Raw genomic sequence first — 21,061 nt, forward strand, 5'->3', positions numbered from 1 at the left:
TTGCAACGATAGACAAGTGTCATCAGGTGTGGATTATGCAGATTAAATAAGTGAATTATGCAAGGGTATTTATCACTGTCCGCTTTTGGCACAAACTTCACAGTCACGATTACCGCACGAATGTGTGCAATTGGATGGCAACCGCCATTCATAAATGACCTTATCAATGTTGTGGATTGGCACAATGCGTACCTAGCTAACAAATTTCCAGAAAGGAAGCTTTCACCTGCAATCAACTCGGTTGAACGATCGACTTATTATCGTTATGTGTTTATTGCAAGTAATACCATTGAACCAGCGCTAACATTCGCCTCGTGTCATATACAACACCCAAACTCATCTACTGCTGTCGTTTCCCAGTTTGTCCGAATAAATGAATCTTTAAATCGTTTCCTTCGTCAAAAAAGCGAGCGATAACACCGGTTTCGTGAGCAAACTGATACTCACTGCCTTGGATCGGAATCATAGTAAGGGGAAGGCGATTACCTGCCGGAAATACAAATCTTAAAGAGTCTTGTTGGTTCACCACCGACACTTTCCAGCCCTGTGCCGGGAAAATATAAGTTCCTGTGAGTGATTGCAAAACTTCAGGGGATAGCTTAACGCGCTTAATGACTTTCTCTCGAAACACCGGCCATTCATAGGCTCGGGAGACTGCGCTGAAAAATTCTTCACCAAGGTTTGCTCCATTATCCGAATTCGCCAGAAACACTGCACCATTGCCGGTTCTCAAGTTCATAGTAATCCCAGCCCTGTATCCCACAGTGCCGCCATAATGAGTGATAAAAACTTGATTGTTACCATCGTTAATTAACCTAAAACCGTAAGCATGGTTAGCGATAGGAGTCGCTAGTATCTCTTCGATACTGGCCTGAGTGAATACATTACTTTTACCATGATAGCCTTTATGCATCTCTAACAAAAACATGGCCAAGTCCCTAGCCGTTGCCCACAGGCCCGCAGCGGCCTGCTCGGGATAGTTGTTCCAGCCTCCGGCAACGATGCCACCATCGATTTGATGTCCGCGCGCGGTATGAGGATGACTAGATATTGGCAAAGGCACAGTGAAATCTGCTTGCTTCATGCCAACCGGATCGAGCAGCCAATCGCGCATTATCAGTTCAAAAGGTTTATTCAGCTCATCCTTTAGGGCAATTTCAATTAAAGTATATCCGCCACCTGAGTAAGCGAGCGACGCGCCTGGTTCATTAACTACTTCTACTTTTCGCGAATTGCTCGGTGCTTCACCGCGCACGATCTGTTCGTCTGTCGGCATCTGCTCGCTCTTTGCGTAGCCAGCATATCCACCACGCACAATTCCAGCTGTATGTGAAAGCAAATTGCGCAGCGTAATAGGATTAGCTTTGCTTTGCTGACCCTCAGGTAGACGATAAGATGAAAAATAAGTTTCGATATCCTGATCAAAATCAACCAATCCTGCAGCTTTCATCCGTAGCGCTGCGAGCAACGTAAATGGCTTGGCGAGAGAGCCTGCTTGAAAAAGGCTGCCACAATCAGCATTGCTACCATCGTTTTGTAATTTTCCCCAAGCTTCGCTCCAGTCGAGCTTACCTTGGTGAATTACCGCGACAGAAAAAGCGGGAGTTTTGGACATGCTCATGCGCGTTTCGACACTAACAGGCTTAGTTTCACCTTCAAACACCATGTAGGGCAGAATACCTTCGGTGACTTGCTTTTTACGCGCTTGCGCATCGCTCGCTGTATAACAGTTCCAGACTTTTTGATATTCGGGATGTTTAATATCCGAGTTTACTGAATTGTGCGTTGTATCGGCAGCGACTGAACTAAGCGACCCACTAAAGAATAATATAAGGATAACGTACTTGATCATGTGTTTGCCCTTTCCGTTATCTCTTTTATCATTCAACTACCAACCTCAAAGTTATCTATGTCATCGGTTGAGAGTATAAGAAGAATAAAAGCTATTTACTACTCAATACTTTCTACAAAAAGGCATAAGCGTATCGCAGCATCACTTGAGAGCGTCATACCGACTAAAAGAGAGGAGTGAGAGCGACTACGATGATTTAGTAAAAAGCTTTCCACAGCTAGCCGTCATCGACAATGAAAACTATTTTGCTGTTAAATGTGATTAAACATAGGCCTCATCGGCTCATCGAGCTATTGCAATAAACGTTTTCATTTAGTGTGTTTTTAGAGCCGCCTACCGGCGGCGCAGAAACCGGACGTTGAAAAAATGTTAGTAAGCCAAATGTTGTCCAGATCAACTGGTGCCTGTTTAATATCAGTCAGTTTATCTCCACAAATGCCGTCGAGGTCGCTTGTTTGCTTTACGTGTGGCGACTAAAATCTTCAGCGTGAACATTATCCAAAACCTCAATTTCACTGAAGTCGAGGGGTGTCAGAAAAATTTACAATATGCGCTGAATGCCCATATTAATACGTTAAATATTGTTTTAAATCAATGAGTTAATGTTTTGGTCCATAATTTGCTTTTACTCTGCTAGGCAATCTTGTCAGTAATATTTTAAACGGGAAGTTCCAATGAAATTTAAATCAGTAATCGCAGTTTTGGCACTTATTGCAAGCTCTGCTGCAAATGCATCACTTATCTCTAATGGCAGTTTTGAGGCGCCAGGCATTCAAAGCGGTTGGACATACTTATCTGATAATTCAAATGGCTGGCAAGGCGACAATATCGAAGTTTGGCGTTCAGGTTTTAACGGCGTGACTTCTTACGAAGGTAATCAGCATGGCGAATTAAATGCGCACCCACATGACGGCACTAGCTTCTCAATTTATCAAACTTTTGCAACAACAGCGAACTCTACATATGCCTATTCGCTTGCTTACAGAGCGCGCTCTAACAACGACGAATCTTTCCGCTTAGAAATTTTCACTGGTGATTTGAATAATCGTGATCACGTAGTCAATTTCGAGTTCATTGACCACACTACAAGAGAGTGGAGCACATTTGCTAGTTCGTTTATCGGTTCAGGTTTTAACACTTATTTTATGCTGACGTCAGTCAACCCAACTGCTGCAACTGTAGGTAACTTCATCGATGCGGTTGTGGTTAACGATGTTTCTGCACCAACGAGCATTGCACTTCTTGGTATTGCCTTAGCGGGTCTTATTTCTGTGCGTCGCCGCGCTTAAGCGAACATATCAGATATCGACATAACGTCGAGACAATTTAAAAGCCTCAGTTTTTACTGGGGCTTTTTCATTTAGGGTTGATTATTTCAGTGCTTGCCCCTTTGATTCAGTAAGTAGGTGTGTCCGTTGGGCGCATTATAGGGTTTGAGCATACAGGCTTTTTCGAATGTTCTCCAACATGAATGTGAAATCTTTACTTAAATTGGCGAACAACATATCTCTGTTAATGTAGTAGGGCGCTCTTTGCCCATGATATTCAATCACAGGACCTATTTGTTCAAACTTGATACCAACGTAAGACATGCTTTTGGCGAGTTTGGGTTCCATCATCATGTAAGCATGCTTCTTACCAAGCTTTAGGCATAGCGCCGCAGCACTAAAATACAAACCTACAGCGATGAAAGGGAAGCATCGTAGTTCTTTGTCTGAGTCGATGAATTCATTTATGGTACCGGTTGCCGCGCCAACAAATTTGTCAGACGCGCGTCGTCTAAAAGCACTTGGCACAGCCAGACGAGAAATTTCACAAATATCTTCACGCGGGAAATTCGAAGGTAAATACTCGTGATCTAATACGCTATCAAGACAGTGCTTTTCGATGGGAAGTAATTGTTTGTCACTTTCAGGTGAAATCACACGCACAGTGCCCGCATAGGTACGAGATTTTATATGTTGAATTAGGGCATGCTTTGAGTAAGCGTCGAACTCATCGCTTTCTAAGCCATCGTCACGGCAGTCTTCATAATGTAACTCTTCGCAATACACGTCATGTCTTAATTTACTCGACAAATCTTGTTTAAAGTCACTATTTGCAATGACAGGAGTGAGAAATTGAGAAAAATGAAAACTAATTTCCTCAGCTTCTTTACGCTGCTTGCGCATCGCTATCCAGTTCCTGATAGCGCCAAGCAGTCCCTTATTCATTATGTAATCTTGAATATTATTGATAGAAAACTGCAAGCCTGATTTTTGCGTTGATGCCATGTAAAAGAATACCTTTATTATCCAGCTTGTATTTTACAAAGTTCACCATGCGAGGGCAGTATCCCACATCATAACTCGTATGTTGTTTTATACTTTACTAGACGATGTGATAGCGGAATTGATAGTGGTAATCCGGGGGGATTTAGATATGCTAGTTGAGAAAGTTAAAAAGGAAAATAAATCGATGAGAGTGATTTTTTACAAATTTGTTATCATAATTGCAATTTATTTTACCTGTCTCTCGAGCACTGCTGCTGGGACTCGTCCATACAATAGTTCTGAACAATCAAGAAGCCATTACTTAGAAACCTCCGGTTTCTTAGGTGTCGTTGTGAAAGTTGGCGGTCCTATAACCTTTCCTGAATTTAAATCATTAATGTCACACCGTAGCGATTTGGTGCACGTTGAACTTAAAAGACTATGGAAAAATCATTTAGTTAGCCTAAAAGAGAGCTTTATTGTGCTGAAGAGTTTTACACCTGATATTTCTGCAGGTGATGTCCTGTTTGCAGAATACGATAGTAGTAGCTCAAATTATTTTGATAATGGAGATGTGTTTTTTGTAGTGTTTTTTAACAGCAACCGCGATGGGAGGCCAATCAAGTTGGGATATGATGACTGTGGTACAATTACCAAAAACTATTCCAAGCTCCTAACTTCCTCTATTCAAAGTAAATCAGATGTAATCGAATTTATTGTAGAGAATAAAATGCTACAGTGTGCACACGACTAGTTGCGTATAGAATATCACTATCAGGCTTTTAACATTATAAGCCAACCCCCACGTTTGGCCTGCCATTTATCATAGGCATATAGGGTAAAACTAAGACTACTTAAAGCTATGTATAAGTAAAACAATATGCGTGGGAAATGCTGAAGGTAAAAAGCGACTAGCATGCCGCTAGAGAATAATAGGGCAAAATAAACAGATACTGATGTGTTTCTTTTATGTTTCATTATCTTATGAATTAAGTGATAGGGCGGTGCAAACTTTCGATTACCGCCAGGCGTTCATCCTCATCAAGAACCCCTGTGAACACCGTCGCTCTTCTCAAATTTCTCATTTTGAAGGATTTTTCTAGCAGTGCGGCCAGCATTTCCTCGGGTTGGTGTTTTAGTTCTAGTATTGATAGCCAAGTGAGATAAGCGCCATATCGCATTTGTTTGGCAGCGTAGCGAGTCTCAATGCGAGCTTCGATTTGTTCAAATAATGCTGGGTTAGCAAAGCACTTTTTAGCCATGGCTGCGTGCAACTGCAATATTTGGTGGTCTATTCCAATGTCTTTAACGGGGACTTTTGCATATTGAGGCATATTCTTACCGAAGGCTGATTTTCAAGGTTTTATGACTTAAGACAATACGTACTAAAAGCGATATTTATCGCGCTCTTGAATGTCTACTAGGCGTTTTTTTGTCTCTTCGGAGTAGCTTTCCTTTTGTCGATTTTCGTGTAACAAAGGTCGTAATACTGGTTCTAGGCCGTTCAATTTAATCTCATACATGATCGCGAGTTGTTCGCCGAGTTTGCTATTAGGAAACCCTTCTTTGTGAAACCAAACCAGATAGGGTTCTGGTAGCTCAAGTAATGGCGTTCCGGCATATTTGCCAAAGGGCATTTTGGCATTGACTAATTCCAACAATTCTTGCGCAGAATGTGCTGAGAAATCGAAGTCTTGCATTTTAGTTTTCCTCAATTTGCGCTTGATTCTTTTGTTGGGCTTGCCATAAACGGGAATATAGGCCGTTTAAGGCCAAAAGTTCTTCGTGAGAGCCTTGTTCAGCAACACTTCCTTGATCCATGACGATAATATTATCAGCGTCCACAATAGTCGACAATCTGTGTGCAATCATAAAGCTCGTATGACCTTTCGCAATTTCACGTAAAGCTGACAGTATGGCTTGTTCAGATTGAGAATCAAGACTTGAGGTCGCCTCATCAAATACCATTATTGGCGGACGTTTTAAAATTGTTCGTGCAATCGCAACTCGCTGTTTTTCTCCGCCACTGAGTTTCAGGCCACGCTCGCCAACTTGAGTATCTCCTTTATTTGGCAAACGATCTACAAACTCATCAAGGTGGGCTAGCTTTATCGCTTGATTTATTTCGTCATCACTTGCTTCTGGCTTACCGTATCGAATGTTTTCGTATAGGGTATCGTTAAACAAAACGGTATCTTCTGGCACTATTCCAATTTGTTGGCGAACAGATGCCTGAGTTTGCTTTGCAATGTCTTGATCATCAATTGAGATATGGCCAGCACTGGGGTCATAAAAACGAAATAAGAGTTTTACTAAGGTTGATTTGCCCGCGCCACTCTCACCAACAACGGCTACCTTACTTCCAGCTTTCACAGTGAAACTGACGTTTTTGAGTATTTGTCGTTTTTCGTCATAGTAAAAGCCCACCTCGTTAAACCTTATTTCGCCTCTACTGACTTGAAGCTCTGTAGCGTCGTCTTTGTCGAGTATTTTTGGCGGTTTTTCTAATAGGTCAAATAGGTTTTCAATGTTTGCCAGTGAGCCTCGAATCTCACGATATACAAAGCCTAGGAAGTTCAAAGGCATGAATATTTGCATCGTGAAAGCGTTGACCAGAACGAAATCACCAATGGTCATATTGCCGCTCGCAACATTCACTGCAGCGAGTCCCATCATGCTGGTCATTGCTACTGCGATGATTGTTGCCTGTCCGCCATTTAAGGCAAACAATGATAGCCGGTTTTTTCGTCGTGCGGTTTCCCAATTAGCAAGGTCGACGTCGTAGCGCTTAGCCTCAAAATTTTCGTTGTTAAAGTATTTTACGGTTTCGTAATTCAGTAAGCTATCGACCGCCCTGGAAGTGGTGCTGTTGTCGGCTTGGTTCACTTCTTTAACAAACTTTGTGCGCCAATCAGTGGCTTTCATTGAAAAACTGACGTAGAGAACGACAGAACCAAATATCACAAGCGCAAAGCTTGCACCGTAGTTATAAAATAACAAGCCAATGACGAGGGCTATCTCTAATAGGGTTGGGCCAATATTAAAAATCAAAAAACGCATCAAAAAGCTGATACCACTGGTTCCACGTTCAATATCACGAGATAGGCCGCCGGTTTGTCTTGATAAGTGAAAACTGAGATCAAGCTTGTGAAGATGTTCAAATACGGTTAAGCCTAAACGACGCATTGCTCTCTCTGTCACTCTACCAAATAGCGTATCTCTGATTTCCCCAAATAAGACGTTTGCTAAACGCAGGGCGCCATAGGCGACAATCAGACCTAGTGTTGCCCCCATAATGATTTCTTTGGTGGTATCTAAGTTGAGATTATCAACGGTGTGTTTTAAGACGAAGGGGAGGCATACACTAGCTACTTTTGCTGCTACCAGAAAACCGATGGCAAGCCAGACACGGCTTTTAAACTCTAGCAAGTAAGGCCAGAGCTTAGTGAGAACTGACCAATTTACTGGTTTGTCGTCAGGCGTTGAAAAGCGAGATGGTCGCATGAATAATTCGATGACTCAGTATGTAAATAATGAGTTGATTCTACGTGAAAACGTGCTTATACGTTCAGAAGATTTCGAAGTTTTTTGTACTTTTGCGCTTGTTCAAAACTCAACTTCTTCTGCTCAAGTAAGTTGACTGAGTGCAGCACGTGCGTATTCACTTCCTCTATTGCTGTACTAAGCTTCAGTTTGGATATGACATGTAGCAGGTTGAGTGCAATTGCCGTATTCTTTGGCATGATATTCGCGGCTTGGGAAAAAACATCAAACGCTTTTGCAAAATTGCCATTTCTAAAAGCTGTTATGCCTTCTGCGTTGAGCTCTTTAGGGTTTAAACGAACTTGTTCTTTTTCGAATCGTTCCTGTGTAATACATTGGCTAAATAGGGCGATGTCAGAAAGTTGGTCATCGACATAGTTAGCTCGTTTTTGTGCCCGTTCTTCAATGACTTTATATACAGCAAGGGCGTCGTCTTTCAAGCCCACTTCATGCAGTGCTTTCGCTTTATCTGCTAAGCTTTCATCACCCAGTTTACGATTGTCTCTGGTGAAATTTTCAACTAAGTCTGTTGCTTTTTGAACATCATTTTCCAAGTACGACATGCGAGCTTTAATAATGTTGATGTCTTCTTGAATATCCTCATTAACAAACTTTCTTTTTAATTCCGTCAGATATTGCCTTGTCGCATTCATCACTTCATTGACTTGGCTTGGATCCGCTGTCATTGCAAAGTCGATACCTGCGCGAACGACTTTCATATAAACTTCAGGCGTCTCACTTACTGTATTCTTTGAGTTACTCAACAGTAATTGAGTGACGGCGAACTCTGTTTCGTGATCGTGGGTCAAGCGAGCAATCAGCCTAGCGATATGTTGTCTGCGCATATTTTTTGGCGAAATCTCGGTCGCAATCAACATGCTCTCTAGTGCTTCACTGTATGCACCTTGTTTTATTTGTAGGCTAGCAAGAAGCTCATAGGCCATGGTCTTCGTTTCGCGTTTAGCTGCTAAAGTAATGATTTGTTTTTCTGCGTCATCATCGAAGCCCAGAGCGATTAAGCTTTTCACTAAGCCTTGTTCCGCCCATGCTAGTGATTCAATTTTTATCATTGACGTGAAGAACGCTTTAGCCTCTTCATATTGCTTAGCTAATAGTAAAAGATCCCCTTTCATTTTTAAGGCAAGAGGGAACAGATCTCGATTACTCTGGTAGCTTAGTATTTTATTTACTTCGGTAATTGCGGCGTTGTATTTTTCTTCATTAATAAAGTCGTGTACCGTGATGAACTTTTGTTTGCGACGCATCACTCTTGAGATTCGTTTGTAGAGCTTTTCTACTTTCAGTGGTTTAGCTAGGATATCGTCAGCAGGCAACTCTAAGATGCTTTGAATGATTTCAAAGTTAGTTTCGTGGCTTGTAAATACAAATGCGGTCTCGCTTGGCAGAAGTTTGCTTTGCAACAGCTTTTCATAGAAATACAAACCATCATGGCTTCGTTTGATGCTGTAAGCGCAGATAACTAGATCGAATGTGAGTTTTTCAAGGGCAAGTAGGGCGCGCTGAGTAGATTCAACATACTGGATGTTTCTGAAGCCAATCTGTTCAAGCTGCGGGGTCAGATGCTTAGTTGCGCTCTGCTTATTGTCTATAATGAGTATACGCATCCGTGAGATGACCGACAATTCCATTTGCTGTGATTCTTCAACATTAAGTAAACATTGAATAAGTTATCGTGATGCTAAGAATATACTTTAATTAAATTTGTAATGACAGATGTGGGGCAGTTTATTCATTTAAAATCAGTGCGTTTGCTGGATTTTTGATCAGCTATGCATGCACTCAGTTAGATTGATTTTTATTGCAATAAATTTATCGAATGCTGACCAATTCCACCATTTTAAGAAATTAACAATATACTTAATTCTATTTATCTACCAAATACAAAGGTATACGATAGTCATTCTGTCAAAAATGAAACCATACTATGATTATTTCAGCTACTACTGACTATCGCGCTGCTGCAAAAAAGAAACTTCCGCCCTTTTTATTTCATTATATTGACGGTGGATCTTATTCCGAGAGCACGCTTAGAGCGAATGTTGCCGACTTAGAAAATATCTCGCTTAAGCAAAAAGTACTTAAGGATATGTCGAGTTTGAGTCTTGAGCATGAGGTATTCGGAGAAAAGCTTGCTATGCCAATAGCACTGTCTCCAGTTGGTTTAACAGGAATGTATGCTCGGCGTGGTGAAGTTCAAGCAGCCAAAGCGGCAGAGAACAAAGGAATTCCCTTCACAATGTCGACGGTATCGGTGTGTCCCATCGAAGAAGTTACGCCTCAAATAGAGCGACCAATGTGGTTTCAATTGTATGTGCTTAAAGATCGCAGCTTCATGAAAAATGTATTGCAGCGAGCAAAAGCTGCGGGTGTGAAAACACTTGTTTTTACCGTTGATATGCCAACGCCGGGCGCGCGCTATCGAGATATGCATTCAGGCATGAGCGGCCCTGGGGCAGAGATAAAAAGGGTGCTTCAAGCGATGGTTCATCCCCTATGGGCGTTTGATGTTGGTCTGTTAGGTAAACCTCACGATTTGGGCAATATATCCAAGTATCGTCAAAAACAAACAAAGTTGGGCGACTACATTGGCTGGCTAGCCGATAATTTTGATACCTCTATTTCTTGGAAAGACTTAGAGTGGATTCGAGATTATTGGGATGGCCCACTCATCATAAAAGGCATTCTTGATGTCGAAGATGCAAAAGACGCAGTGCGCTTTGGCGCGGATGGCATCGTGGTCTCAAATCATGGTGGTAGACAACTGGATGGAGTAATGTCTTCAGCCAAAGCCTTGCCAATTATTGCTGATGCTGTAAAAGGAGACATTAAATTGTTTGTCGACTCTGGTATCAAAAATGGTTTGGATGTTGTTCGTATGTTAGCACTCGGCGCAGACTGCACAATGTTGGGACGTTCGTACATTTATGCGCTAGCCGCTCGAGGTCAAAATGGGGTTGAACATCTGCTGGAGCTTTACAAAAAAGAAATGCAGGTTGCTATGACGCTCACTGGCGCAAAATCGATAAGTGAAATAGGCAATCATTCCATTGCCCGAGGTGTATAATTGGCAATTGTTACGGGCTGTACTTGCGAATAGCTTGTGACAGCCTCTGCGATAATACCCCGTGTATAGGCATGTTTGAACTATAGAGGATAGCGAAATTCAATAAACTGATTAGCAGTTAACTTTGGCGATTCAATCATAGGGAGATGTCCAACATTTTCGATAATTTGAACAACAGCACTAGGAACTACTTTTTGCAATGCATGTGCGCCTTTTGGGTGCAGGATCGTGTCTTTATCTCCCCATGTAATAAGCAAGGGCTTATCAAATCCAGCCAAAGCCAAATCTGTTGGTGAAGAAAAGTATACTTGATAGTCAGCTGTTTGATGTATTTCATGAAATATCTTTTTATTGATAGAAAAATTGGCTATAGCATTGAGTGATAACGCATCAACAAAAAAATTGGGCATGTAGGGAGCCTTATGGAAAACACGAGCTATCAACTCTTTATATTCCAATTTAGAATTCGCCAAAACAACAGGACGTTTCTTTTGTGCAATATCTTCAAACATTTCACTATTGGGCGCCGTAGCAACACCCAGTGGGTTTAGCAACCATAAGCTTGATAATTTATCAGGGTGTAGTGCAGCATAATTTGCTGCAATGTAGCCTCCCATTGAATTGCCAGCTAGGTGAAATTGGGATAATTTGAGACCTTCCACAATCTCCTGTAGCCGCGTTACTTGTGCTTGTACATCATATTGTAGTTGCATGTCTTTAAAACTATTACCGAAACCAGGTAAATCGATTGCGATGACGTGAAAGTACGGGGTTAAATGTTGAGCTATACGATTCCACGTATCCTTATTGGCGCCAAAGCCATGCAATAGCATGAGTACTTCTCCTTTACCACCTTCTTGATAGGCTATTTGGCCCTCTTGAATATCCAGTTTACGGAGCGTCAACTTAGCTAGCCGTCGTTCTGAAAACAGTAGCCACTCATAAAGCTTACTTGGTGGGCTTAGCAGGTAAGTAATTAGAACAAACACACTCAGAGATATTGCTAATGCTAACAATTCATTCATAGACACCTTCTACATACATAAGTGAATGCCACTATAATTTAGATTCCGCAAGTATATTGGTTCAGCAACATGCCTTATAGAATGATATTGCACGAAGATGTTTCGCTACAGGACTTGTTCGGCTTGCTGCCAGTAGTCAGTCAACCAGCCGCTTGAATCGAGTGTCTGCATGTTTATTAACGAGCGCTTTAGTTTCGAGTCATTTATTGCTTGCGCCTCTCCATTAAGGTAGCGACTGAGGACATGCTCCATCATTGCCATATAGCCCAGCATAGAGTGTTGCGAGACTGGGCCATGTTGAGCTTGTTTGTCAATCATCAAAGAAATTGATTTTCCATTTTCTAACTGCTTAAGCGCATAGTTTTTAATGTGGCTAACAGGCACTATTGGATCTCTTGCACCCGCCCATATAAACAATGGTGCATTCAGAAGGTCAGCATGGTTTGAGGGAGACTGTTCATGGAGTTTATTAAGCAACTCCGCATCGTTTAAATCGCCCCATAAAAACGCTAGCCTTTGTGCGTCCTCAGTGCGCACTCGTCTGTTAAGAATTGACTGTCTCACTTTGCCTATATCCAATGCAGGCATAGCAGCAATAGCTACGACAAAGCGCTTATCGAATGTTGCAGAAGCGATGGCCGAAAAGCCACCAAATGACTCGCCGACTACTGCTGTCGAAGCATTTATTCCTATTCCTTGTTGCTTAACCCAGTCTGTCGCCTCTAGAATGTCATCGAGTACTCTTCCCCTACCAAAATTATTGTTACTACTTAACATATAGTTCAAGCCAAACCCGGTGGAACCGCGAAAGTTTGGTTTTAGTACTGCATAGCCTCGACTTGCTAAAAACAATGCGAATCGATTGGTTTGGAAATAATCACGAGAGTGGGGACCTCCGTGCGGATAAACCACTAGAGGAGTCGTCTCTAATGCTTGGTCTGCTGGTAGATAAAGGTAAGCGTATTGGGTCATTCCATCGCTAGTTTTATACGTTAGCGGCTGCACATTAATTTCAAGAGGACTATTTTGTAAAAGGTGCTGTAGCTCTAGTTTGTTGTATAACGCAATATTTTGAAGGCCTTTTGGATTATTGCGATACACATAGTAATCACGCGATAACTTGTTAGGAGATTCACTAATAAAAAGACATAAACTCAGGTTTTCGCTACATTGAATATCGTTAACTGTTTGCATCAGTTGCGGGGAGATAGATGAGAGCACTTGTTCAGCAGGCTTTTGCAAACCGTACCATTTGTTGGTCAACCCTCGATACAATGCCATCATAGGCTGGCCATCACGGTCTAGCAAAACTGTTTCTATATCTGCAACACCAAGCGGGTCTTGATGGATGAGTTCGAACGTGTTTGTGTCTATAGAATATACATATAAGCCAGTCAAATCTGATTGAAATCTGCCAATGACATAAACACCCTTACCATTGCTTGATTGGGCTATTAACATGCATGGGTTTTTCAATGTTGATGCTGCACAAGTGAACAAACTGCGTTGACTGCCATTAGCTATGTGACTCACTTCGGCAGTATGTGCCGACACTGTTTTTACATAAATATTCGAAGCATTGTCGTTAAGCAACGCACCAGTAATTTGTGCTGAATGTGAAAAGACTTCCTGTTTAACATCTTTAATAATTCGCTGTAAATAATTTGGAGACTTTACAGAGGAAGACTTGGATACAAGCAAATTGTGCGCTTGGCGTACCCCGTTGATAACTAACTTGTCTTTAGGCTTTAGTTGGGCAACAAGACGCGGCGGCTTTTCGCTTATCATATCGACCTGAGTCACCGTGTTCTTAGCAATCACCAATAGTTGATTGCTATTTTCAAACCAAAGTAACTCTCCACCTTGTCTAAGAACACTATGTTTGACTGCTGTCAGGCTTACCATATTGAACTGCCACAATTCAAATAGTTGGTTTGATGTTTTAAGTAGAATTGCTGAGGTTTGTCCATCAGGGGACAATGCCACATCAATGATAGGGTTAGGCTGAGTAAAGTGTTGTCGATCTATCAGCTCAGCAGCATTCGAATAGGTAATGTTAATAAACGCTATGAACAACACCATATAAGAAGCAAAACAGTTTTTTACTGTGTTGTGTCTCATATTAGTGCTCTCGTTTTAGCGAGAAATGGCGCTCATGTTCTAACTGCTTCAAGGTGCGTTTTGGGTTAGGCAAAAAATACATGATCAACATGGCTAAACAAACTGTTATACCAAATAGCGCTGCTAGCATTGCCCACGTTAGGCGCTGACGACCTTTTAGTGCCAATTTGGCACTGAGTAATAGACTAATCACAAAACTAAGAATTTGCATCACGATTATCTGAATATGCACAGATATCATCTTAAACCGCGACAGGGGCGCTAGTGGTGCCGAATTTTCTACAGTATTGGGGTTCATTGCATATCGCGTGACGTCAGAAAAGTATAGGGTTAGTGGTGAAACCAGCTCTTCAAGCTGTCGATACCAGGTTGGTTCAGCATGCTCTAAAACTTTGCGTTGACTTAACACTTCTGCAGGTCCATAAAATTGCTGATACGAAACAAGCGTGCCAGGTTGCTCATAACCGAAGAGATGATTCCCAGAAAATATTACTGCAAAACCATCAGCTAATTCATATAGCCACAAATCTTCAATTTGACGATAGTTAACCGGATATTCGATACTTACGACAGGCTCTGCAAGTTCTTCTGTTTGCAGCATCGTTGGGTTGAACATGAGTATGCGCTGGCTGGTTGGAATGCTAATATAACCATGAGTGAGCTTAGGTAATCCGATGAAACTTTCACCAGCCTCGGTTTGATAGATAGTTGAAATAGTTTGGTAGTCAAAATTTACCGCATAAATTTTAGTCTGCGTCATCAATACCGAATCATTAACGGGTACTGGAACTTCTTCAAAATACAGTTCTGAATTGTGGTTGTGTGTTCCTAGTTTTATATCTTGAGGTGTTAATACGCCAATTCGTTGACCAGTGCTCTTCTCAAAGCCAATAAATACCCGGTGTTGGTGTGAAAATTGCCACTCTTGGCCCCGCACTTTATCAATCAGCACTGTATCGGCTGAGCGATCAGGGCTCATATTAAAATAGGGAAATTGAAAGTTGTTTAAGCTGAGCCTAACGGTGTTTGCTAAAGATGCTTGATTGCGCAAGTTTTGGGCACGTGCATGCAGACTCGTATTTAGTGCTATATTCATTCGTTCGGAGCCAGTGCTGGCTTTCGTAAATAAGGAGAAGTGATCTCCATTCGCAGAGTCATTATGAATACCTGCTAGTTGGCTGATATTGAAAAGTACACTTACAAAAACAACCAGCAAAATGTGTAATCCAATGCTCATCATGAAATAAGATAGGACAATCTCCAATGGTTGTTGTGGAGGCGCTGTTAAATCTGGTTTAAAGCTGCGCAGGTTAAGATATATCAATACAGCTATAACGATGAGTAGTGGCAGAATATTTGTAAGGGTGCTTGTTCCCACATGACTCATGCTTAATATGCCTAGTGTTGCCAGGATTAAAATAGCTCCTTTGTTCACAGCCAATAAGGTAAGTGTGAAAACCAAGTAGATGACTGCGCATGCCAAATAAACATTAACTACAAAAATATAGTCTCTAAACTCTACTAATTGTTCAGTAAACAAGTGGGTATAAAGAGTGATGATGAGCACTGGTAATGCAGTAATTATAAACAATATAAATAGGGCGGAACCAAGTAGTGCTAGGTAAATATGTGTTGTACCTACCGGTCTATGTAGTAGGTAAATCCAACGACCATGACTTTTATGATAATAAAACTGCCAAGCACCAAAAGCGCCTGAGATTATTAAACCAAGGCCCCAAATAATACTGTAAGGTAACGATATTGCAGCTGATGGCGACGCATATTGAAAGTAAATCAGGCCAAACAAAAAGAGCATTGATACCGCAAGTGCTGGGCGCCAATAGTGCGAACATTCACTCCAAAATAAAGCTTTCATGCTTGTTCTCCTAATGCGAATTTTGGCGCAGAGTGTTTACGGGTAAGGAAGGCGTTGACCGCTTGTTCGAGGTTTGCAGCTTGTCTGTTCAGCAGCTGAGCGTCCAATGATGCTAACAGCGACTCAATTTCTCCATCGTTGTCGAGAACCCAGATATGCAATAAGTCATCAAGCTTATTAATTTTAAGCACCTTAGGGTGTTCCCTTAGTGTTTGCCAGTTGGAAAAGCGCTCGACTATCAGATTACTCACGCGATCTGAGAATGAGTCAGGATCATTGTTGTGTTGAATTTGCCCTTGTTCCATGACGATCAGGTTGTCAGCTACTCGTTGCACCTCTTCCATTTGGTGAGAGCAATAGATGAAGGTAGTTTGATAATTGACCTCGGTAAATAAGATAGCCTCTAAAAACGACTGCTTTGCAATTACATCAAGCCCCAAAGTGGGTTCATCCAATATCAGAAGATCTGGCTTTTGAGCAAATGCTAATGCTAGGTTGACACCTGCTCGTTCGCCGCGAGATAAGCTCGTGATTTTTTGCTTAGAGTTGACATTGAAATAACCCAAAACTGAGGCAAATAATGACTCATCCCATTGAGGATAAAATTGACGCTGAAAAGCGATGACTTGATCGACACGCATCCAATCTGGAAGAGAATGCTCTTCGTTAACATAACCCACTTTTTGTCTGATGCTGCGATCCAACTTCGAAGCGTCGCAACCTAAGATAGTGGCTTCTCCAAATGATGGCGTAATCATGCCTAATAGCACTTTAAATAAGGTGGACTTGCCTGCGCCATTACTGCCGACTATCGCATTGACTCCGCCGCTCCGTATATCTAAATCCACACGGTTCAGTGCGAGCTTACCCTCATACACCTTGCTTAGGTCACGTGTTTGAATACACAAGCTAGACATTAGTCATTCTCCAGCGATGAAGGAGAGTCAGTCGATACAGGCCCTAATTTTGACAAACCGTTCTTGACTTTATCGATGATGACTGACTGTTTAATATGTAAATCTGATACATCACTGACGAAATTAGTGACTGCAAAATCAAGCTTTTTCTGTTGTTCTGACTCGCTGAGTAACTGTCGGCGTTGATCAACAAATAAGCCGAGCCCTGGCTTAGAAACAAGCAATCCTTGAGCTGTGAGTATGTTATAGGCTTTGGCTACAGTATTGACACTAATGGTCTGTTCCATAGCTAGCGCACGGACACTTGGTAGTTTGCTGCCTGGTGCAAGCTCGCCAGATGCAATTAACACTCGCACTGCATCAACAATTTGTTTAAAAATAGGTTTGGGGTCTGTGAGAGATAATGAAAGCTTTAAATGTGACATAACAAAACACTGTATTGACTGTAATGTGTATAGCATTACAGTTGGTTCGGTTTTTGTCAATTATTCAATAGCAATTACTTTACTTTTGCATGATTACAATAGGGTTGAAAGGTGATATCAAGATACTGGCGTTTGACTCGACCAATATCATGATCTCTGCACCGCTTAAATAATGTAATCGTTCTTCTGCGTGCCAAACTTTTGTCAATTACCACGCTATTCATGTAACATTTCGGCACATCACAGTTGGGACATATTAGTGAATATCAGCAGTCAATTACTATTTTTTTTCAGTGCGCTTGGCGCGTTCAACGGTCTTTTGCTGACCGCTTATTTACTGTTATCTAAGCCAGTAAGCATCGAAAGACGGCTGCTTGCGCTATTAATATTGGTTATTAGTTTACGAATCTCTAAGTCAATCTGGTTTTATTTTGATCCCGATGTTGGTAAGCAATTTTTGCAATTGGGCTTGTCAGCATGCTTTTTTATCGGCCCTTTACTCTACTTTTATATTGCCAGTGCTCAAGGGCAATTAGCAATTCTACGAGTCAACTGGACTTGGCATTTGGGCCTCTTGACCGCAATAACGGTGGGAGTAGGGATTATTTTTCCATACGAAAGCAATCAAGAATTATGGGGCGTTTTTTATCGAGTCATCAATTGGACATGGGCACTATATATTCTTGGCGCTGCATCATTAATAATGCCAAAGGTGCTTGTTAATATTAGGGAGAGAAGAAGTTTATCTGCAACGGAAAAACTATCGTTAAGTGTTTTTTCGGGCACGACGCTTATTTGGCTAGCCTATTTTACTGCATCATTTACCTCTTATATCGTTGGTGCTTTGTCTTTTACATTCGTGCTGTACTTGTCAATTTTACTATGGGTTATCGCAAAAAATAATAAAGCAGAAAATCGAGAAAAAGCTAATCCATCGTACCTCGCTAATAAAATAGATCAGGCAAAAGCAGCCGAACTACAGTCAAAAATTAAAGAATTGATGGAGCATGAGCAACTTTATAAAAACGCCAATCTGACATTGCCGCAGCTAGCAAAAAGACTGCATATTTCAGTACCACTTTTATCTCAGTTTTTAAATGACAATTTGCAAAAATCCTTTGCTACATTTATTAATGAATGGCGAATTTTCGAAGCAAAAAAACTGTTAATAGAAGCGCCGAGAATGACCATGGAAGTGGTCGCTGAAGAGTCAGGTTATAACTCTCAGTCAACCTTTTATGCTGCTTTTAAAAAAATTGAGAAACTAACACCAGCAAAATATAGGCAACATGAACTAAACGCTGCGAACGTATCTCCTAAATTATAATTTCGTTGTTCGGTATTATTATATTTGTGCGAGTAATCGCACCTTTCCATTTATCTTGGCTGTCCAATGGATAAATGGAGAATACACATGAAATTAATCTTAATAATAATTTTTGCACTTGTTAGTTTTGTTGCTCAAAGTCAAGAGTTAACAAAACAACAAATAGCACAAGTCCTCAAAAACTATATTTCTGGCACATCTTTCAATGAGCCTTCTTTAATAAAAAGTGCCTTTTCAAAAGACGCTCAATTGCTACTTGATAAAAAGGGACAGGAAACCTGGTTGGTGCACCCTAACGAATATGCCTCTTGGTTTAAAAATAACAAAGGACAATTTAACGGTCGAATTGGAGAGATTTTGTCGATCGATGTAGAAGGTAATGTGGCAACGGCTAAAGTAGAGATATTACTGCCAGCGAACACAAAGCGATATGTTGATGTATTCTTGCTAAAGAAGCTTTCCAGTGGTTGGAAAATTACAAGTAAGAATGCAGCCAGTGAAGAGAGTAATAAGAATGGAGAACGAATTTTGTTTATCGTCTCTAATGCTCACTTTCACGGAAATTCAGATTTACCAACAGGTGTCAGTTTTTCTGAAATTGTTAAGGCTTATGACATCTTTCAAAAAGCCGGATTTACCGTTGACTTTATCAGCCCAGAAGGTGGTGCTATTCCACTGGCTTACATCAATACCTCTGAAAAAATTCATAAGCAATATCTATATAACACGAATTTTATGTATGCAATTGGACATACAAAATCGCCAAGTCAAATTGACCCTACTAATTATGTAGCTGTGCATTATGTAGGTGGGGGTAATGCAATGTATGGTGTGGCAGACAACGAAGCAATACAAAACATAGTGATGACAATATATGAAGATAACAATGGAATAGTGTCTTCAGTGTGTCATGGCACCGCCGGTATTGTTAATTTACAAACCAAAGATGGAAAGTACTTAGTCGACGGTAAACGTATCTCGGGTTATCCAGAAGCTTATGAAAATCAAAGTAAAGCTTACTTCAAAGAGTTTCCTTTTCTCATTCAAAAAACCATTGAGCAGAGGGGAGGGCGATTTTTTTATTCTGAAATGAATACCCCTCACATTGAAGTTGATGGTCGCATTGTGACAGGGCAAAATCACTTATCTTCACCATTAGTTGCTCAGAAAATGGTTGAAATGCTAGATGGGCGATAGCTAGGCAAGTTTGCCCTAATATTGATATGGATCTCCCGAGTTAGGCCGAGTAATGAACTTAATGGTTAAAAGTTACGACCTGGAAGAGCCCTCTCTTATTTGAGGGCGCAATACGGAGCAATAGCCTCCGAAAATTAATTATTGTTTGATATCGACACGAGCCTAACCCACTTATTGGGTGATATACCAACAAATCGCTTAAAAAAACGCGTGAAATGAGATTGGTCACTGTAGCCTAATTCATATGCAACTTCGCTAATACCATTCTTCTGACTCAATAACTCCTTTGCTTTAACCATTTTAGATGCATGAATATGTTGGAACAAAGTAACCCCAAAAAGAGGTTTAAACTTTCTGGATAGTTGCCATCGATTGATATTAAACCTCAATGATATATCGTCCAAACAAAAGGGTTCTTCCAAGTTCTCCTGAATGTATGCTTTTGCCGCCACAAACGCATCAAAATCAAGTTCTTCTAGCTTTATCATTTGTTTCATCTGCTTACTCAGTGCCAATAAGAAACCACTAAGCCATTGTGTATAGTGTTGGCTGTCTATGGATTTCTCAAGGTTGCTCAAGAGCTCGGGTGCCCAACTTTGAGTTGTTAATTTTGTTTCTAATAACGTATTAATATCAGGACATGTTATCCCTTCACTAACGATATAGGCTTCAATAGTGTCGATGTAGTGAAAGTTAACCAGCGCCGTTTCATTTGTCGGCGTATAAAATGCATGAATTTCCCCTGCAGGAATGAAAATAGTGTCGCTCGCTGCCAAAGCATAGTTACGTTCGCGATATTTGACCAATATGGTCCCTTCAATAACCATCGCAATAATATGAAACTCTCTTTGATGAGGCACAAAATTAGCGCCAACTAGTAAAGTTTGATAGCGCCGATTTGAGAACTCTTTAATCCAACTTTCTTGATTAGATTGGTTAATTGGCATGAAATCACTAAGTTACATTAATAAAATGAGGGGTGATAATTGATATCCGCAATATCATTCTATATTACACTTTATGAAACCTCTATCATTGTTGGCATAATGACAACCAATTGTTCATGACTACCCCTAGCGATGATCCCGTTCCAAGGCAGAAAATACGAGTTTGTTCACGAAACCAGTGTTATGCCCAATTTTGTCGATGAAGGAAATGAAGATCTATCTATTTGGCCAAATAGGGAAACGTCGAACCTTGAATAATACGATTGAATATACAGAACAGAAAGTTCGTTTCAGCAGCAGACCTTTTGCAAACTATTTTTATTTCTACGAATAAAAGCCATAAAATTCAGATAGATAAGTTTGCTGTCGTTAATTTGTCAGTAAAACGCCGTAGCAATATACAGCGATTAAACAGTACAAAGGTGATTCAATTTAACGAACAGAGATTACAGTATGAACATTAAAAACTTTTTACAGAATAAAACATTGTCAGC

General features: G+C 40.9%; 16 protein-coding genes and 1 pseudogene. 5 read left to right on the top strand and 12 right to left on the bottom strand.

From position 1 onward, the window contains the following. Positions 1-340: 340 nt before the first annotated feature. On the bottom strand, positions 341-1,852 hold the full coding sequence (locus RM544_RS00930) for a serine hydrolase domain-containing protein (protein ID WP_311359909.1): 1,512 nt from the start codon (positions 1,850-1,852) through the stop codon (positions 341-343). A gap of 674 nt (positions 1,853-2,526) precedes the next feature. Between RM544_RS00930 and RM544_RS00935 the strand changes: the two genes are divergently transcribed. Next, positions 2,527-3,141 carry a PEP-CTERM sorting domain-containing protein gene (locus RM544_RS00935; RefSeq protein ID WP_311359910.1) on the top strand — a complete coding sequence of 205 codons (615 nt, stop codon included), beginning with the start codon at positions 2,527-2,529 and terminating at the stop codon, positions 3,139-3,141. Between the two features lie 135 nt (positions 3,142-3,276). Here the strand turns inward: RM544_RS00935 and RM544_RS00940 are convergent, their stop codons facing one another. Then, positions 3,277-4,125 carry a PEP-CTERM/exosortase system-associated acyltransferase gene (locus RM544_RS00940; RefSeq protein WP_311359911.1) on the bottom strand — a complete coding sequence of 283 codons (849 nt, stop codon included), beginning with the start codon at positions 4,123-4,125 and terminating at the stop codon, positions 3,277-3,279. Between the two features lie 148 nt (positions 4,126-4,273). On the opposite strand from RM544_RS00940, the gene RM544_RS00945 reads away from it, so the two are divergent. Beyond that, positions 4,274-4,858, top strand: a complete 585-nt coding sequence (locus RM544_RS00945; protein WP_311359912.1) for a hypothetical protein — start codon at positions 4,274-4,276, stop codon at positions 4,856-4,858. A gap of 235 nt (positions 4,859-5,093) precedes the next feature. On the opposite strand, the gene RM544_RS00950 is transcribed toward RM544_RS00945, so the two are convergent. The 4 genes and pseudogenes from RM544_RS00950 to RM544_RS00965 all read right to left on the bottom strand — a co-directional run bounded on the left by RM544_RS00950 (position 5,094) and on the right by RM544_RS00965 (position 9,296). Further along, a complete protein-coding gene (locus tag RM544_RS00950) occupies positions 5,094-5,438 on the bottom strand; it encodes a hypothetical protein (protein WP_311359913.1) in 345 nt (114 codons plus the stop codon). A 138-nt stretch (positions 5,439-5,576) separates the two neighbouring features. After that, positions 5,577-5,804 (bottom strand): annotated as a pseudogene (locus RM544_RS00955) (DUF3820 family protein); the annotation flags it as partial. A 1-nt stretch (position 5,805) separates the two neighbouring features. Then, on the bottom strand, positions 5,806-7,608 hold the full coding sequence (locus tag RM544_RS00960) for an ABCB family ABC transporter ATP-binding protein/permease (protein ID WP_311359914.1): 1,803 nt from the start codon (positions 7,606-7,608) through the stop codon (positions 5,806-5,808). Between the two features lie 56 nt (positions 7,609-7,664). Then, positions 7,665-9,296 carry a response regulator gene (locus RM544_RS00965; protein WP_311359915.1) on the bottom strand — a complete coding sequence of 544 codons (1,632 nt, stop codon included), beginning with the start codon at positions 9,294-9,296 and terminating at the stop codon, positions 7,665-7,667. 296 nt (positions 9,297-9,592) lie between these two features. Between RM544_RS00965 and lldD the strand changes: the two genes are divergently transcribed. Then, positions 9,593-10,732, top strand: coding sequence for an FMN-dependent L-lactate dehydrogenase LldD (gene lldD, locus RM544_RS00970; RefSeq protein WP_311359916.1), 1,140 nt, complete (start codon positions 9,593-9,595; stop codon positions 10,730-10,732). An 80-nt stretch (positions 10,733-10,812) separates the two neighbouring features. Here lldD and RM544_RS00975 read toward each other — a convergent pair whose 3' ends face one another. The 5 genes from RM544_RS00975 to RM544_RS00995 all read right to left on the bottom strand — a co-directional run bounded on the left by RM544_RS00975 (position 10,813) and on the right by RM544_RS00995 (position 17,096). Then, positions 10,813-11,757, bottom strand: coding sequence for an alpha/beta fold hydrolase (locus tag RM544_RS00975; protein ID WP_311359917.1), 945 nt, complete (start codon positions 11,755-11,757; stop codon positions 10,813-10,815). A 105-nt stretch (positions 11,758-11,862) separates the two neighbouring features. Beyond that, positions 11,863-13,878, bottom strand: coding sequence for an alpha/beta hydrolase family protein (locus tag RM544_RS00980; RefSeq protein ID WP_311359918.1), 2,016 nt, complete (start codon positions 13,876-13,878; stop codon positions 11,863-11,865). 1 nt (position 13,879) lies between these two features. Further along, positions 13,880-15,754 carry a hypothetical protein gene (locus tag RM544_RS00985; protein WP_311359919.1) on the bottom strand — a complete coding sequence of 625 codons (1,875 nt, stop codon included), beginning with the start codon at positions 15,752-15,754 and terminating at the stop codon, positions 13,880-13,882. Then, entirely contained in the window at positions 15,751-16,671 is a 921-nt protein-coding gene (locus RM544_RS00990) for an ABC transporter ATP-binding protein (RefSeq protein WP_311359920.1), read from the bottom strand. The genes RM544_RS00985 and RM544_RS00990 overlap by 4 nt, the downstream gene beginning before the upstream one ends. Beyond that, positions 16,671-17,096, bottom strand: coding sequence for a GntR family transcriptional regulator (locus RM544_RS00995; RefSeq protein ID WP_311359921.1), 426 nt, complete (start codon positions 17,094-17,096; stop codon positions 16,671-16,673). Before RM544_RS00995 ends, RM544_RS00990 begins: the two co-directional genes overlap by 1 nt. A 574-nt stretch (positions 17,097-17,670) precedes the next feature. On the opposite strand from RM544_RS00995, the gene RM544_RS01000 reads away from it, so the two are divergent. Then, positions 17,671-18,423, top strand: a complete 753-nt coding sequence (locus tag RM544_RS01000) for a helix-turn-helix domain-containing protein (RefSeq protein WP_311359922.1) — start codon at positions 17,671-17,673, stop codon at positions 18,421-18,423. Between the two features lie 87 nt (positions 18,424-18,510). Further along, positions 18,511-19,620, top strand: coding sequence for a nuclear transport factor 2 family protein (locus RM544_RS01005; RefSeq protein ID WP_311359923.1), 1,110 nt, complete (start codon positions 18,511-18,513; stop codon positions 19,618-19,620). 134 nt (positions 19,621-19,754) lie between these two features. Here RM544_RS01005 and RM544_RS01010 read toward each other — a convergent pair whose 3' ends face one another. Continuing rightward, positions 19,755-20,567: an AraC family transcriptional regulator gene (locus RM544_RS01010; protein WP_311359924.1), complete on the bottom strand. Its 813-nt coding sequence runs from the start codon at positions 20,565-20,567 to the stop codon at positions 19,755-19,757. Positions 20,568-21,061 lie beyond the last annotated feature (494 nt).

This window comes from Brumicola blandensis (genome assembly GCF_031846165.1).
GTDB lineage: Bacteria > Pseudomonadota > Gammaproteobacteria > Enterobacterales > Alteromonadaceae > Glaciecola > Glaciecola blandensis.